The organism is Mastigocoleus sp. MO_188.B34 (genome assembly GCF_030065675.1).
Taxonomy (GTDB): domain Bacteria; phylum Cyanobacteriota; class Cyanobacteriia; order Cyanobacteriales; family Nostocaceae; genus Mastigocoleus.
The window spans coordinates 60684-76617 of record NZ_JASJDK010000001.1; the positions used below are offsets into that span (position 1 = coordinate 60684).

Below are 15934 nucleotides of genomic sequence, written 5' to 3' on the forward strand. Positions count from 1 at the left end.
AGGAAGTTGTAAGTAAAACCTTCATAATTTCATGACTTTTAAGTTTTGACTAGCAAAAAAGAATCTGAGTTGCACGTTTCCTGGGGAAGAGGGATAAAAAATAAGTCTCGACGATCGATCGTTTTGCTGAAAATGACACTGTTAAACCAGAACTTTGCAGACACCTAAGAAATAGTTTTTAAGAGTGAGTAGAAATCATGGGAAAAAAAGTCAATAGCTGCTTGAGTTTATCAATCTGCAACATCATGAATAGTTGTAACTATAGGTGTTTTAAGGATTCTTTGTCTTTACTGCTTTTGTTCGGACTATTCTTCTTCAGTAAGCAGTCTGTTGTATCGGCAAATTCAACCCCTGAACTCAAATTATCTTCTGAAAGCAATTCTCATTCCGTATTAAATCGCGGCGGTGTAGTTGCTTCAGGTTATCAAATTATTCTTAATGGAAAGAAATTTTCTGGAGCTTGGTTACAACGTCAGGGAAATAAAAAATCAACACTTACCTATCTTAGTGATGGAGCGCTCAGGCAAATTTTCGGCATAGATTTACTAAGCAGTCGAAAGCCAGCAATACAACCAGTTCAGTGGTTTTCTTCATTTAAACAGCCTCTTATTCTATCTGGTTGGTTAACAACAGGATATAGATATTTAGATATTACAAATTTAGCTACAAGTAAAGGGTGGAAAATTCAAAACAAAGGTAATAATTTAAGCATATATACTCAATCAGCTAACATTGAAAATATTATTCAAGGGAAGCAAGGAAACATTGAACAGGTAATAGTAGATTTGGATCACCCCACACCTTGGCAAATTAGACAAGAAGCACCGAGAAAAAGAAAGCCACTTCCTCAGCTTCCTAAACTTAAGAATCCTGAACTTAAAAATCCTAAACTTAAAAACCCTGAACTCAAAAATCCCAAACTTACAACTCCTAAAATCACAAATCCTACGCCTAAAACTCAAAAAGATAAACCGAAACTCCCCCCATTAAATCGAGATTGGACAATTACTCTACACGGAAATCCTAATCCTAGCTTGCTAAAACGCTACGCGCCTCGTCCAGTATTACCATCATTTTTACAGTTAAATTCTTCTCAAGAAAATCTCAACCCTATTTCTCCAAGTTCTGATGACATCAACATCAATGTTCCCGAACCATTAATTAAACAAATAGAAGTTGTTGAGAACCAAACTTTAATTCGTTTGAGCGTACCGTTTGGTTATGAACCCCGGGTTAGTAGTGTGGGTAATCCTAATCGTTTAATTATTGATATCAGACCGGATGCAATGGTCGCGCGAGATATAACTTGGGCTCCAGGATTACGTTGGCGACAACAATTTGTTAACTTAGCGACAGAAAGCTTTGCTGTTAAATGGTTAGAAGTAAATCCACGCTCTTTTAACATTCAGCTTAGACCAATTTGGTCAAATCCTAGTACCCTTGTAGGAACAGCACCATTAATTAAAACCGCACAGAACTATGTTGCAGCAGCTGCAATTAATGGAGGTTTCTTTAATCGTAAAAATCGCCTACCTCTCGGTGCGATTCGACGAAATGGACAATGGTTATCGAGCCCAATTCTTAATAGAGGTGCGATCGCGTGGAATGATTCCGGACAATTTCATATGGGTCGCTTGAGTTTAAAGGAAACTTTAATCGCTCCAAATCAACAAAAATTAACTATTTCTACCCTTAATAGTGGCTATGTGCAAACAGGAATTGCCCGCTATACGCCAGTTTGGGGATTGGCATATATACCTTTAACAGACAACGAAGTGGTTTTAGTTGTCCGTAAAAACCGAATCTTTAGCAAGTTACAAACAAACAAAGCAGGGGAGCAATCTATTCCCATTCCTAGAGATGGTTATTTAATTACTTCTCGTGGTGCAGGTAACAATCAACTCCAGAATTTGACTGTCGGTTCTGTTTTGCGTATTGCTAGTTCAAGTTTTCCTGTTGAATTTAACCGTTATCCGCATATTCTCGGAGCTGGACCACTATTACTGCAAAATCGCCGCATTGTGCTAGATGCGACTTTGGAAAACTTCAGTAAAGCTTTTGCCAGACAAAAAGCGATTCGTAGTGCTATTTGTACTACCGCATCTGGTCAATTAGTAATTGCTGCAGTACATAATCGTGTAGGTGGGAAAGGTCCAACATTAGCGGAACATGCTCAGTTAATGCAGCGGATGGGATGTATCAATGCTTTAAATTTGGATGGAGGTAGTTCAACTAGTCTTTATCTTGGAGGTCAATTAGTTGACCGTTCTCCCAACACAGCAGCAAGAGTACATAACGGAATTGGTATTTTTCTTCAACCAAGACGTGAAAATAAGTAAAGAAGCCAGTTTAGGAAGTTATATCCGGAGTTATTTGTAGTGAAGATAGAATAGACTTCCTAAGCAAAGAAAAGAAAACAAATATCCAGTATAATTATTTACCTGTATTTTTACATTTAATGAAGTTAAGATTGGTTTTGACTTTTGCTTAATAAAGAGTTGATGTAGATTTTCAGATGGGTAAAGTTATTTAATACACCGCCCTGCAAGTTTTTGTTATGTTTGGCAAGGGTGCTACGAATTGCTGATTTCCACGGTTGCAAAATTACGGCATATTTTCCATCAATGGTTAAGGTCACTAACCAATTTATCCTGTTTACCAACAAAAAGAGGTAATTATGTCTCAATTCCAAGAAGCAACAGAAGTAGAATCCTTGACATTTCCTCCTGCTGTTACTCCTAGAGGTATTGCTGCTACCGAACTGCGTCCCTGGGGCTCTTTCACAGTTCTCGAAGAAGGTCGCGGGTACAAGATCAAGCGTATCGAAGTCAAGCCTGGACATCGTTTGAGTCTACAGATGCATCATCATCGTAGCGAACATTGGATCGTTGTATCCGGTACAGCGAAAGTAGTTTGTGGCTCGGAAGAAATTCTGTTAAGCAACAATCAATCAACCTATGTTCCACAGTGTACAGAGCATCGCTTGGAGAATCCTGGGGTGATTCCTTTAGTACTTATTGAAGTTCAAAATGGCGAGTATTTAGGAGAAGACGATATTATTCGCTTCCAAGATGATTACTCTCGCACTGATAGCTAAGATTTTCCCCGTATTCGGTTTTTACACCGAAGTTTAATTAGGTAAGCATTTCGTGTCGCGTCTCCCTTTGGGAGAACTCCCATTACTTAACACAAGGGAAGGCGCGAGTATTCACCCCAATATCTAGTAATTTTGTACTTTAAGTTTGGCTATATTTTTATTTAATATATAGATTGCAAACAAAGGATTGCAAACAAAAATTATTATGTTTACCCCATCTCTAATATCTTTATAGGTGGGGTTTTAGATATTAATATAACGTAATCAATGATTCATATTTCTCTATCTGCAGCGAATGAAATCGAACGGTTAAAGTCAAAACGTTCTCAATCTGAACTTTTATTTAGACTATCTGTTAAACAAGGTGGCTGCTCTGGTTTATTCTACGATCTATCTTTTACTCAAAACCATAATCTAGGAGATGTGATTTATGAATCACAAGGGATTAAAGTAGCTGTAGATGCAGACAGCTTGAAATATGTTGAGGGATTAAAACTAGATTATGCTGAAGATTTAATGGGTGGAGGGTTCCGGTTTCAAAATCCTCAAGCAGTTTCTAGCTGTGGTTGTGGTAATTCTTTCTCTCAAGAATAAATAACGTCTTATGTAAATTAGAAGCTGAAATAATGTCAATTCGTGGGAATAATCACAAACGTGATTTAAGCTGGTTCTTGAAACCTTTGATAGATTTCTTGTCTTAAACCTTCTGATGTATTGATTCTCTGAACAAAATTTTCAGCCATTTAAGCAAGTTTCAAACTCTTGTTCTAAATTCCATCTAAAAGATGTTTGACAGCCACTAATGGCAAACTGTATAATATCGATTTGTTAAAACTAAGATTAAACGCAGCTTCATGGGCTGTAACTCATGCCAACCATACAGCAGCTAATTAGAAACGAACGCGAACTGGCGCGCCAAAAGACTAAATCGCCAGCTCTGAAAAGATGTCCCCAACGCCGGGGAGTGTGCACCAGGGTATATACAACAACCCCGAAGAAACCTAACTCAGCGTTACGTAAAGTAGCAAGGGTAAGGTTAACTTCTGGATTTGAAGTAACAGCCTATATCCCAGGTATTGGGCACAACTTACAAGAACACTCGGTTGTCATGATTCGTGGCGGAAGGGTAAAAGATTTGCCTGGTGTGCGATATCACATCATTCGTGGCACTTTAGATACGGCGGGAGTTAAAGATCGCAAACAAGGTCGTTCCAAGTATGGGACAAAACGTCCTAAGGGATAAATACAATTTCCCTTTGTACTTATCCCATCAATCGCCAAAAGTGTCAGATGAATCTAAAACAAATTGACCTGAATAAGGCTGTCTGAGCGGCAATAGTCCACCTAAGGACTTACGCCGCTCTAATTTGCTAATAATTTCCATTTGGGCAATTTCCTAGAGATAGACAATTTCCTACAGAAAAAAGCTTTTTCAAGTCTGTTATGAGAACTGTGTGTTTTGAGGGGAAATCCTTAATCGAACAGTTAACAACTATTGCTGATGATAAGCGTTAAGTTTGAGAGTTATTTACAATTCTCTACTTACTCAGAAGGCGAAGATATCACAAATAAGGTATATAATGTTGTCGCCTTCTATGTCCAGTCAAAGACAACAGTAGGAAGTAGCACTGCTTTCGGAAAAGCCAAAACCAAGAAAAGAGTGAAAAGCCTGACTCGTCGAATAGTAAGCTTATTTCGATGGTTCAAGCTAACAAATTCTCAATTCTTAGATATCATATAATCTCGTTGCCAAACATAAATTTAAGAGTTAATTATGTCTCGTCGTGGTGTTATTCAAAGACGTCCAGTTCCTCCTGACTCAGTATATAACAGTCGTTTAGTCAGCATGATGATTCGACGGATTATGCGTCATGGGAAAAAATCACTGGCTGCAAGACTTGTTTATGATGCGATGAAAACAATTGAGCAGAGAACAGGAAACGACCCATTGGAAACATTTGAAAGAGCAGTTCAAAATGTTACTCCTCTGGTAGAAGTTAAAGCTCGACGGGTTGGTGGTGCAACTTACCAAGTACCAATGGAAGTTCGTTCCGACAGAGGTACAACATTGGCACTCCGTTGGCTTGTAAGATTCTCTCGGGAACGTCCCGGTAAAACAATGGCGAATAGGTTAGCCAATGAATTAATGGACGCAGCTAACGAAACTGGTAATGCTATTCGTAAACGGGAAGAAACACATCGAATGGCAGAAGCGAATAAGGCTTTTGCCCACTATCGTTACTAATTATGAACAGTTAACTGTTAACTAATTGACAGTTAACTGATAATTGCCGCGAATGAATATATCAAATCTTTATAAAAGAAAGCGGATTTCCGTAAGAGTATATATTCTTAACAAAGTGTAATATACAAGATATCATGAGGCGAAAGGTATAGGAGGCAGCTGTGGCACGTACTAACCCGCTGGAAAAGGTGCGTAATATTGGCATCGCAGCACATATAGACGCGGGCAAAACAACTACGACTGAGAGAATACTGTTTTACTCCGGAATTATTCACAAAATTGGTGAGGTTCACGAGGGAACAGCGGTAACCGACTGGATGGCTCAAGAACGGGAGCGAGGAATTACAATTACTGCTGCTGCTATCAGCACTAGTTGGAAAGATCATCAAATCAATATAATTGATACTCCCGGTCACGTAGACTTCACCATAGAAGTTGAGCGCTCCATGCGGGTATTAGATGGTGTTATCACAGTTCTATGCTCAGTAGGTGGCGTACAACCCCAAACCGAAACTGTATGGCGGCAAGCAGATCGCTACAAAGTACCACGGATAATTTTTGTTAACAAAATGGATCGTGTTGGTGCAGAATTCTTCAAGGTTCACGAGCAAGTATGCGATCGCATGCGAACCAACGCTGTTCCAATTCAATTACCAATCGGTAGTGAGAGTGAGTTTCGGGGAATAGTAGATTTGGTCAAGATGCGTGCATACATCTATAACAACGACCAAGGAACTGATATTGAAGAAACAGGTATTCCTGCCGAAGTACAAGAAATAGTTGAAGAATATCGTACAAAATTAATTGAAGCGGTAGCTGAAACTTCTGATGATTTGATGACAAAGTACTTTGAGGGGGAAGAAATCACAGAAGAAGAAATCCAGCTAGCTTTAAGAAAAGGAACTATAGACGGTACCATTGTACCGATGCTGTGCGGTTCAGCATTTAAAAACAAGGGCGTGCAGTTGCTCTTGGATGCTGTGGTAAATTATCTGCCAGCACCTATAGATGTACCCCCAATTCAAGGTACATTACCAAGTGGCGAAACAGTCGAAAGATTTGCCGACGACGAAGCCCCCTTAGCTGCACTTGCTTTCAAAGTGATGGCCGATCCCTACGGTCGTTTAACCTTTATTCGAGTTTATTCTGGCATCTTCAAAAAAGGTAGCTATGTTTATAATGCGACAAAAGGTAAGAAAGAACGAATTTCCCGCTTAGTGTTAATGAAGGCAGATGATCGGCAGGATGTTGATGAACTGCGAGCAGGGGATTTAGGAGCAGCGGTAGGATTGAAAGAGACCTTGACAGGTGATACTCTTTGTGATGAAGATTCGCCAGTAATTTTGGAATCCCTATTTATTCCAGAACCTGTGATCTCGGTTGCGGTTGAGCCCAAAACCAAGAACGATATGGAAAAGCTTTCAAAAGCTTTACAAGCACTTTCGGAAGAAGATCCCACTTTTCGTGTCAGCGTCAACCCTGAAACTAACCAAACCGTGATTGCGGGAATGGGAGAGTTACACTTAGAGATTCTCGTAGATAGAATGTTACGAGAATTTAAAGTCGAAGCAAATGTTGGCGCACCACAGGTAGCTTATCGCGAAACTATCCGCAAAGCTGTTACTAAAGTAGAAGGTAAATTCATTCGCCAAAGTGGTGGTAAAGGTCAGTACGGTCATGTCGTAATCGACTTAGAGCCAGGAGAAGCGGGAAGCGGTTTTGAATTTGTCTCTAAAATAGTCGGTGGTGCAGTACCCAAAGAATATGTTGCGCCGGTAGAGCAGGGAATGAAAGAAACCTGTGAATCGGGTATCCTAGCAGGGTATCCCTTAATTGACGTCAAGGCAACATTGATAGATGGGTCTTACCACGACGTAGATTCTTCAGAGATGGCGTTCAAAATTGCTGGTTCTATGGCGATGAAAGCTGCCACAATGAAGGCTTCACCAGTCCTATTAGAACCCATGATGAAAGTTGAGGTAGAAGTACCAGAAAACTTCCTTGGGGATGTGATGGGCGATTTGAACTCTCGTCGGGGTCAAATTGAAGGGATGGAATCCGAACAGGGTCTTTCAAAAGTGACTGCTAAAGTTCCATTGGCGGAAATGTTTGGCTATGCTACAGACATCCGCTCCAAGACCCAAGGTCGGGGCGTCTTCTCCATGGAGTTTAGTAGTTACGAGGAAGTGCCTCGCAACGTCAGTGAGGCAATCATCGCTAAAAGTAAAGGGAACGCATAACTAGAAAAGGAAAAAAAACGAGTACTCATGGCACGCGCAAAGTTTGAAAGAAATAAACCCCACGTTAATATTGGTACTATTGGTCACGTTGACCACGGTAAAACTACTTTAACAGCAGCTATCACCATGACTTTATCGGCTCTGGGTCAAGCTGCGGCTAAAAAGTATGATGAAATCGATAACGCCCCAGAAGAAAAAGCCCGGGGTATTACTATTAACACTGCTCACGTAGAGTATGAGACTGAGAATCGTCACTATGCTCACGTAGATTGTCCTGGACACGCAGACTATGTGAAAAACATGATCACAGGTGCTGCTCAGATGGATGGTGCTATTTTGGTTGTATCCGCAGCTGATGGTCCTATGCCCCAAACCCGGGAGCACATCCTCTTAGCGAAACAAGTGGGCGTGCCTAACATCGTTGTCTTTTTAAATAAGAAAGACATGGTGGATGATGATGAACTGCTGGAATTGGTGGAATTAGAAGTCCAAGAATTACTGAGCAGTTATGACTTCCCTGGTGATGAAATTCCTGTGATAGCAGGTTCTGGTTTGCAAGCACTGGAGCATATGATTGCTAACCCCTCAACACAACGGGGCGATAACGAGTGGGTAGATAAAATCTATGACTTGATGGATAAGGTAGATTCCTATATTCCTACCCCCGAGCGGGCTGTAGATAAGCCTTTCTTGATGGCAGTTGAAGACGTATTTTCTATCACAGGTCGTGGTACCGTAGCGACTGGTAGAATTGAGCGTGGTGTTGTTAAAGTTGGCGATCAGGTAGAGCTTGTGGGAATTAGAGATACCCGCAGCACCACCGTAACTGGAATCGAGATGTTCAAGAAGAGTCTTGATGAAGGTATGGCTGGGGATAATGCTGGAGTATTATTGCGCGGTCTGCAAAAAACTGACGTAGAACGCGGTATGGTTCTTGCTAAGCCAGGTAGCATTACACCACATACTGAATTTGAAGGTGAAGTGTACGTTTTAACTGATAAAGAAGGTGGTCGTAAGACTCCATTCTTTTCTGGGTATCGCCCTCAATTCTATGTGCGAACCACTGATGTAACCGGTACCATCAAATCTTTTACTGCTGATGATGGTAGTGCGGCAGAAATGGTAATGCCTGGAGACCGCATTAAAATGAATGTGGAATTAATTAACCCAATTGCGATTGAAACAGGAATGCGCTTTGCTATTCGTGAAGGTGGTCGTACAATTGGTGCGGGCGTTGTTTCCAAAATCGTAAAGTAACACCTGTTTACTTTAAATGAAGGAGGAGCAGAGATCCTGAAATTAGTCTCTGCTCTTTTCCCTTCATTTGCCTTATACTTTTAGCAATCACAACAATAAACAGTCTTAGAGTTTAATTTCCTGAAGAAAGTAATCTCTCAGATCGTTAATATTTATTAGTTTTTGCTAGCTAATAATTTTGATTGATTTTTGTTGAATCAAGGTATCAAAGCTTTAATTAGCTAATTACAACCCTAATTATCTCAATCAGCTTCACTAGCTTCTTTCATCTGAACCAGGAAAACTAAAGAAATGGCTACTTTACAACAACAGCAAAAAATCAGAATTCGCCTACAAGCTTTTGACCGTCGTTTACTAGATACATCTTGCGAGAAGATTGTTGATACAGCAAACCGCACCAACGCTACAGCTATTGGTCCCATTCCCCTACCCACTAAACGCCGAATTTACTGTGTTTTGCGCTCGCCTCACGTTGATAAGGACTCTCGAGAACATTTTGAAACACGTACCCATCGCCGTATAATTGATATCTATCAGCCATCTTCTAAAACTATTGATGCTCTGATGAAACTGGATTTACCATCCGGCGTAGATATTGAAGTCAAATTGTAACCAGTTATATATTTACTAGTTATTAGTTTTCTTTGTTGTTTTATTTGTGGCTGAGTAAGATTTTAAATACTGAAAACTAACATAATAATAACAACTAATACTCGATCGCATAAAAGTGAGACAAGTAAATAAACTGTATAGCAGCTAAGATAACACTGTTACATCATGTCTGCGGGAAATTATCTCCCGCAGAATTTTCATTAAAATAAAAATTTTGTCAATAAATTCTTGTTTAGCAGGAATCATGTTTGTGATTGTCGATATGAATTGGTTGCATAAAAATTTCTATAATCAATTTACAATGCTACGCAAAAGTCAAAATAGACTGCAATCATTTAAATAAAATATGTAGTTTATAAATTAAAGCTATCGAGAAAAGAATTTTATCTAAAATTAATTAATTTATCTTGGTATACAAATAGTGAGTTCGTGACATCTAATAATTTTGATAATTCCTGATACGTAATTCTTAACCAGGGAGAAAATATCAAGCTAATATAGCGGTTTTCACTTGAATAAAATACATTTGTCTTTCCAAACTTAGAGACGCGTTCATCTTTAGCAAAGCTTGCCCATAGTACATAAATGATTCTCTATTGTAACCCAGCGTAACCGCTAGGTTAGGCGTCTCTCGTCTCTACAAAGCATACTGGAATCAGCAGAGAACCGCTATAACTTCATACAAGCTAATTGACAGCAGTAGCAAAAAATACACGCATTTTAAATATTGAAATTTGTAGACATGAAGATACAGGCATGAATATTTTGAATTAGCTTATAGTAAATATAGAAGATAGTCTAATTTTTGATGTCTCAATCTTTACTAGTATTTGGTATGGATTTCCTCAAGGTTTTTTATAGCCGAATCATAAAATGGTAGAATAACAAAATACGGGGAATCTAAAAATAACTTTATAAAGATTAAATTTATACCAAGGTTACAATGTCATCTTCTTCTAATATTGCGGTTCGCGAATTACCTCTATTCCCCATAAAGGAGTTAGTGTTATTTCCTTCTAGACCTTTACCTCTACACATATTTGAATTTCGCTACCGAATGATGATGAATACGATCTTGCAAAGCGATCGAAGATTCGGTGTACTGATGGTAGATCCAGTAAAAGGTTCAATTGCCAATGTTGGTTGCTGCGCTGAAATTGTTCACTACCAACGTTATCCAGATGATAGGATGAAAATGGTAACTTTAGGGCAGCAAAGATTTCGCGTCTTAGAGTACATTCGAGAAAAACCTTATTATGTGGGGTTAGTAGAATGGATAGAAGACGAGCCACCCAGTCAAGATTTGCGAACAGCTGCAACAGAAGTGGAACAATTGCTGCAAGATGTAGTTCGTTTATCAGCTAAACTTACAGAACAACCCATAGAGCTACCAGACGATCTACCAGAGTTACCTTTGGAGCTTTCATATTGGGTTGCGTATAACCTCAGAAGTGTTCCTTTGGAGCAGCAAGCACTTTTAGAGATACAAGACACTGCTGCTCGTTTAGAACGAGAAGCAGAAATTTTAACTTCTACTCGTAATCACTTGGCTGCTCGTACAGTTCTTAAAGACACATTAAATCAAAATTATCGGGGGTAGTTAGTACTAAATATCAGTTATTTATTTCAGCTAGCAGTTAGTTGTTTGATTTACTAATTTGTAAAACATTGTAACTGCCAAAAACCTTTAATACTTCTGTATGCTTACTAAGTTCAGAAAGTGCTAATTGTATTCCTGATTGAGTAGCATCAGCTTCTAAATCTATAAAAAATAAGTATTCCCCTAGGGAGCGTTTGGTGGGTCGAGACTCGATACGACTGAGATTTATACCGAGTTGGGAAAACACTTGTAGGGGTTTAACTAAAGCGCCAGGAGTGTTTGCAGGTAAACTAAATGCTAATGAGGTGTGAGTAGTATTAACACCAGAAGAGTGGGAATAGATACCAGGTATGTCAACTTTACTAATTACCCAAAACCGAGTGTAGTTTTCTGGGCTATCATTAATGCTGCTGGCTAGAATGGGTAAATCATATATTTGCGCCGCACGCTCGGAGGAAATTGTTGCTGCGGTTAATTCTTCATCTAATATTCCTAATGCTTCAGTTGTAGATTTTGTAGGAATTAGCTGTGCATCAGGTAAGAATTTATTTAGCCATTTTTGACATTGAGCAAGAGCTTGGGGATGGGAGTAAACTTTTTCAATTATCTCCAAGCTTTTGGCACTTGAGACAAGTGCGTGACAGATTGGCATAATTAAAGCTAGATTGATTTGTAAGTCACTTAACTGCCACAATGTATCCATAGTTACTCTTACGCTTCCCTCAATAGAGTTTTCTACTGGAACTATGGCTAAATCTGTTTCTTTGGATTCTACAGCGTATAATGTTTTATCAATACTGGAGTAGGGACACAACTGAGTTTTTACTTCGGTTTTTTCTTTCAATAATTTAGTGTAATTAACAGCTACAGCTTCAGCATATGTACCTGATGGTCCCAAGTGGGCAATATGTAAAGTTTTAGGTTCATCACTTATCATGGGTAATTAGTAGCTAGTAATTAATGGTTACAATTAGTTAGTAGTTGTAAGCAAAAACAAATTTTCTGAATAAGTTTTCACAAAAATAAGTTTTCAGAATTCATCTGACTTTATGATTCTCGGCTATATTCAAAGTTTAATAGTATACCAGTTCTGTCAACATATTCGACCGCTCAATTTGTATTACAGATTAGCCAAAAATCGATAGAAAAAGTAGCCAACTCTGATGTTACAAAGAATTACTGGATATCACAATATAAAATAATTAATTATTGGCAACACAACGGTAGAGCTTATATCTGTATTCACCAGCATATGAATTATATTTGGGCTCAATAAAACAATTCTGAGACTCTAAATCCATTTTTGTGCGAAAGTTAACTAACCATAAATCTAAAGGTCGGGGTACTTGAGTAAGTTGTTTATTAAGTATTTCCATTCCCTCACTGTAAGAATCTGTTTGAAAATTTTTGTGTAATAAGAAAAACTGCCAATCATTACTAGAAAATTGATTGCCAGATAAGCGTTTAAATTCCAGTGCTAAACCCATCATTCTTCCAGTTTGTCCGTGATGTTTGTGACTGGTAGCAATGATTGCTGGGGATTGAGAAGCTTTGTAGATGATTGGAGCAAGGATATCGGGACGATGATGCTGCAAGTAGCCAATATTTCCAACAACTGTTACTCCTCCCAAAAGGGACATAAAAGAAATAATTCCCACCAACACTCTTTTGTTAATAGCCGAGAAGAATTGATTATTTTGGGAATGAAAGTTTTTCCCTTGCTGCCAGCAAATAGCTAAAGCTGCAGCAAATACAAGTATAATTGCGGGTATGTAAATAAATTGGAAGCGTGGTGCTAAAGTTAAATCTATACCTAGAAAGTAACTGAAACTCAAAAATAAAAATATTGCCCCGAATATGTATTCTTTTAAGGTATTACTAATAACGGCAGATGGTGAATTTAATTGTTGAGCTTGTAAAGTACATCTGATGTTATAAATTACCCAACCTAAAAACAGCAGTGTAAATGTACCAGAAATTATTACAATCCAAATGGGTACAATAGAAATTGCTGACGGAGGTAATACGAGTATACTTATTATCCACAAAAAAAGTCGCCAAATCGGTTCTATGAAATTAGGGCTTCCGTCAGATACCCAAGTAGTAAGTTCATTACCACGAATCTTTGCTAAAATCGGTAACCATACTACCGAAGCACTAAAGGTTCCAAAAGCAACTCCCAAAATACGTAACCAGTTTAAACCTATTGGTACCCATTTATTATTTTTGACTTGTTTTGCAATGTGTAAGAGCAATACACAAGCTTGAACGAACAGTGCCAAACTAAAAAAGAAATGGGTTGCAATTCCCAAAGCATTGATTATAACCCAAGTTAATCCCACCCAAATTGGTAGGCGTTGATGATTACGAATTACTTCAATTGCTTTCATGAAACAAGACAAAGAAGCAATTAGCAACAAAATAACTAGGGTATAATGGCGTGCTTCCCTAGCTAAAAATATATTGTAGGGAGAAACAGCCATTAATGCAGCCGCTATATGTCCTACTAAAGCCGAACGAAAAACTAAATATCCAAAACCAAACATTGCTGGAATAGATATAATTCCTAATATGGCACTCAGCGATCGCGCCGCAAAAACAGACGCTAATTCTCCAGTTGGGGAAAAAGCTTTCATCCATAAGTGATTAATAATGAAGTACACAGGTGGGTGCGTACTTTCATTAAATAAACTTTCGGTAACATTACTAATTTCTGTATTGGATATTACTTGCAATGGTTGCAACAAAACATCCACATTAATAATTTGATTGAGGGGTACGTGACGAAATGTGTTACCCAAGCTAAAAACTATGGTGGCACATTCATCAGTCCAAGGTGGTAATTTTTCTAAGCCGATAAAGCGCAGACAACTACCAATAATTATCCATGCCAACAATAACAACAGATGAATGCGCTTGTTCATTATTATAGTTATGAAATATTCAGTAATTTTTGATTGCTTACCTTTGAGTGGAACTGATGCAAACCTCAGATTTTGAAATATCTTCATTGAGTTTTCAATTACAAAATCTCCACTTTTTTCCCAAATTCAAGATGAATATTACAACAATCATATTTAGTTTGTGAACAGGTTATAGAATAATTGTTAGCTATTTATATGAAAATAACTATATAAAAGTAGTTCCAGTATGATGAACAATTATCGTCCTGCTCACTATTACTTATTTTTTCATTCGTATTTGTTGCTTATATATATCTCGAAAATTGTAAATATAATCAAGGTTGCGAACATGCATTATTCTAATAGTATATGTAAACTTTTTTCCGAGCATGTAACTCTATCCAGACATTACATAAATCACTTATTACTACTTGTGACAAAATCTCTAGATATTTATTAGTATTTTAATTTTGAGGTATTAGTTTTAAAGATAAAGATATTTGCAGCTTGTTAGATTAATACTATGTCAGCATCTACTTGATGACAAAGTATAGTAAAATATTATATTTCGACAGCAAAAAATACATTAAATATTTTTTATTAATCATGTTTTAAAAAATATTAGAATAATTAAATGGTTATGGTTATTAAATTATGGCTACCAAGTTTTTTGCTTCCGAGTCAGTAGAAATTACTGTTCCCTCGCAAGCTATTCCCGTTGAATATTACTTGCGTCAGCCACAAAGATTAGTTAATGCTTTAGTAGAGCAAAAGCGGGTTGAACAAATAAGTAGAGAAGTTTTTCGCTTAAAAATGCGTCCTTTAAACTTTATGTCTGTTAAAATTCAACCTACTGTAGACATGAAGGTATGGGCACAATCGAATGGCACAATCAACCTTGAATCCATCGCTTGTAAAATTCTTGGTTTAGATTACATTAACCAGCGTTTTAACCTAAATTTAAAAGGATATTTATTACCTATACAGCGCAGTGATATTACTTATCTTAAAGGCAATGCCGGGCTAGAAGTTAGATTAGAACTGCCACCGCCATTTTCTTTCACTCCCCAATTGATTATGGAAAAAACTGGAAATGGTTTGCTCAAAAGCGTTTTAATGACAATTAAGCAAAGATTACTCAATCAGCTTTTGAATGATTATCAGTCCTGGGTTAAGTCTCAAACACAGGGAAAAAGAATTGACAGTGACAGTACTGAATTTTCTAGCCTGAAATTGGAATAATTATGACTTTATTTTTGATTTGAAGCATCGCAATTAGCTATATCTCTAGATTTATCTTCATTTGTTTTTGACAAGGGCTGAAGGAATGACGGTGCCAAGGTGAAGGTCCATGTTGCTCTAACGCTATCAGGTGACTTTTACTACCATATCCCTTATTCTTCTCTAAGCCATACATGGGGTATTCCAACGCCATTTTTATCATTATCTGATCGCGCCAAACTTTCGCCACAATACTAGCAGCAGCAATTTGGAGTGATTTAGAATCTCCCTTAATAATTGTTTGTTGCTGTTGTTGGGGTAAATCTTTTACGATTTGATTGCCATCAATCAAACAAATTTCTGGCTGAATTTCTAGCTGGATTATAGCTCGCTTCATAGCTAATAAAGATGCCTGCAGAATATTTATTTTGTCAATTTCTGCGGAAGAAGCACAGCCAATTTTCCAATCCAATGCCAACTCACAAATTTGCTCGGCTAACTTACTTCGACGAGTAGCACTCAGCTTTTTACTGTCATTAATTTTTGCACTAATCAAATCCGGAAAAGCAGTTTGCGGAAGTACGACAGCAGCAGCAACTACAGGTCCAAATAATGCACCTCTTCCGACCTCATCAACACCTGCAACAATTTCAGGTAATTTAGATGAAGGGGATAACTCTAGCCATTGGAAATCGCTTGTGGATGTTTGGGAGCCCATGCCAAAAACAGATTTTTGCCTATCAGCCATAAAAATTATTT

General features: G+C 38.0%; 14 protein-coding genes. 10 read left to right on the plus strand and 4 right to left on the minus strand.

Going from position 1 to position 15934, the window contains the following annotated elements:
• Positions 1–197 precede the first annotated feature (197 nt).
• A complete protein-coding gene (locus tag QNJ50_RS00225; RefSeq protein ID WP_300630810.1) occupies positions 198–2339 on the plus strand; it encodes a phosphodiester glycosidase family protein in 2142 nt (713 codons plus the stop codon).
• A gap of 125 nt (positions 2340–2464) precedes the next feature.
• On the opposite strand, the gene QNJ50_RS00230 is transcribed toward QNJ50_RS00225, so the two are convergent.
• Entirely contained in the window at positions 2465–2638 is a 174-nt protein-coding gene (locus QNJ50_RS00230; protein WP_300630813.1) for a hypothetical protein, read from the minus strand.
• A 39-nt stretch (positions 2639–2677) separates the two neighbouring features.
• Here QNJ50_RS00230 and QNJ50_RS00235 point away from each other — a divergent pair, with 39 nt between their 5' ends.
• From QNJ50_RS00235 to QNJ50_RS00270, 8 genes are all read left to right on the plus strand, one after another.
• On the plus strand, positions 2678–3097 hold the full coding sequence (locus QNJ50_RS00235; RefSeq protein ID WP_300630815.1) for a phosphomannose isomerase type II C-terminal cupin domain: 420 nt from the start codon (positions 2678–2680) through the stop codon (positions 3095–3097).
• Positions 3098–3364: 267 nt separating this feature from the next.
• Complete coding sequence (locus QNJ50_RS00240) at positions 3365–3691, plus strand: iron-sulfur cluster assembly accessory protein (RefSeq protein WP_300630817.1); 327 nt, start codon at positions 3365–3367, stop codon at positions 3689–3691.
• Between the two features lie 274 nt (positions 3692–3965).
• Positions 3966–4340, plus strand: coding sequence for a 30S ribosomal protein S12 (rpsL, locus tag QNJ50_RS00245; RefSeq protein WP_027840925.1), 375 nt, complete (start codon positions 3966–3968; stop codon positions 4338–4340).
• A 531-nt stretch (positions 4341–4871) separates the two neighbouring features.
• Positions 4872–5342, plus strand: a complete 471-nt coding sequence (gene rpsG, locus QNJ50_RS00250; RefSeq protein ID WP_027840926.1) for a 30S ribosomal protein S7 — start codon at positions 4872–4874, stop codon at positions 5340–5342.
• Between the two features lie 161 nt (positions 5343–5503).
• Entirely contained in the window at positions 5504–7582 is a 2079-nt protein-coding gene (fusA, locus tag QNJ50_RS00255) for an elongation factor G (protein ID WP_300630827.1), read from the plus strand.
• A gap of 27 nt (positions 7583–7609) precedes the next feature.
• A complete protein-coding gene (tuf, locus tag QNJ50_RS00260; protein ID WP_300630829.1) occupies positions 7610–8839 on the plus strand; it encodes an elongation factor Tu in 1230 nt (409 codons plus the stop codon).
• A gap of 291 nt (positions 8840–9130) precedes the next feature.
• Positions 9131–9451, plus strand: a complete 321-nt coding sequence (gene rpsJ, locus QNJ50_RS00265; protein ID WP_027840929.1) for a 30S ribosomal protein S10 — start codon at positions 9131–9133, stop codon at positions 9449–9451.
• A 943-nt stretch (positions 9452–10394) separates the two neighbouring features.
• Entirely contained in the window at positions 10395–11051 is a 657-nt protein-coding gene (locus tag QNJ50_RS00270; RefSeq protein WP_300630831.1) for an LON peptidase substrate-binding domain-containing protein, read from the plus strand.
• A 37-nt stretch (positions 11052–11088) separates the two neighbouring features.
• Here the strand turns inward: QNJ50_RS00270 and pheA are convergent, their stop codons facing one another.
• Complete coding sequence (gene pheA, locus QNJ50_RS00275) at positions 11089–11988, minus strand: prephenate dehydratase (protein ID WP_300630834.1); 900 nt, start codon at positions 11986–11988, stop codon at positions 11089–11091.
• A 265-nt stretch (positions 11989–12253) separates the two neighbouring features.
• Positions 12254–13975 carry a glycosyltransferase family 39 protein gene (locus QNJ50_RS00280; protein WP_300630836.1) on the minus strand — a complete coding sequence of 574 codons (1722 nt, stop codon included), beginning with the start codon at positions 13973–13975 and terminating at the stop codon, positions 12254–12256.
• A 633-nt stretch (positions 13976–14608) separates the two neighbouring features.
• Here QNJ50_RS00280 and QNJ50_RS00285 point away from each other — a divergent pair.
• Complete coding sequence (locus tag QNJ50_RS00285) at positions 14609–15196, plus strand: DUF1997 domain-containing protein (protein WP_300630838.1); 588 nt, start codon at positions 14609–14611, stop codon at positions 15194–15196.
• Between the two features lie 37 nt (positions 15197–15233).
• Here QNJ50_RS00285 and QNJ50_RS00290 read toward each other — a convergent pair whose 3' ends face one another.
• On the minus strand, positions 15234–15923 hold the full coding sequence (locus QNJ50_RS00290; protein WP_300630840.1) for a ribonuclease HII: 690 nt from the start codon (positions 15921–15923) through the stop codon (positions 15234–15236).
• Positions 15924–15934 lie beyond the last annotated feature (11 nt).

What these genes read in the sequence shown, in the direction of transcription:
- QNJ50_RS00280 (WP_300630836.1), bottom strand. Translation starts at nt 13,975, where the DNA reads ATGAACAAGCGCATTCATCTGTTGTTATTGTTGGCATGGATAATTATT.
- QNJ50_RS00290 (WP_300630840.1), bottom strand. Translation starts at nt 15,923, where the DNA reads ATGGCTGATAGGCAAAAATCTGTTTTTGGCATGGGCTCCCAAACATCC.
- rpsG (WP_027840926.1), top strand. Translation starts at nt 4,872, where the DNA reads ATGTCTCGTCGTGGTGTTATTCAAAGACGTCCAGTTCCTCCTGACTCA.
- rpsJ (WP_027840929.1), top strand. Translation starts at nt 9,131, where the DNA reads ATGGCTACTTTACAACAACAGCAAAAAATCAGAATTCGCCTACAAGCT.
- rpsL (WP_027840925.1), top strand. Translation starts at nt 3,966, where the DNA reads ATGCCAACCATACAGCAGCTAATTAGAAACGAACGCGAACTGGCGCGC.
- QNJ50_RS00270 (WP_300630831.1), top strand. Translation starts at nt 10,395, where the DNA reads ATGTCATCTTCTTCTAATATTGCGGTTCGCGAATTACCTCTATTCCCC.
- QNJ50_RS00235 (WP_300630815.1), top strand. Translation starts at nt 2,678, where the DNA reads ATGTCTCAATTCCAAGAAGCAACAGAAGTAGAATCCTTGACATTTCCT.
- QNJ50_RS00240 (WP_300630817.1), top strand. Translation starts at nt 3,365, where the DNA reads ATGATTCATATTTCTCTATCTGCAGCGAATGAAATCGAACGGTTAAAG.
- tuf (WP_300630829.1), top strand. Translation starts at nt 7,610, where the DNA reads ATGGCACGCGCAAAGTTTGAAAGAAATAAACCCCACGTTAATATTGGT.
- pheA (WP_300630834.1), bottom strand. Translation starts at nt 11,988, where the DNA reads ATGATAAGTGATGAACCTAAAACTTTACATATTGCCCACTTGGGACCA.
- QNJ50_RS00285 (WP_300630838.1), top strand. Translation starts at nt 14,609, where the DNA reads ATGGCTACCAAGTTTTTTGCTTCCGAGTCAGTAGAAATTACTGTTCCC.
- QNJ50_RS00225 (WP_300630810.1), top strand. Translation starts at nt 198, where the DNA reads ATGGGAAAAAAAGTCAATAGCTGCTTGAGTTTATCAATCTGCAACATC.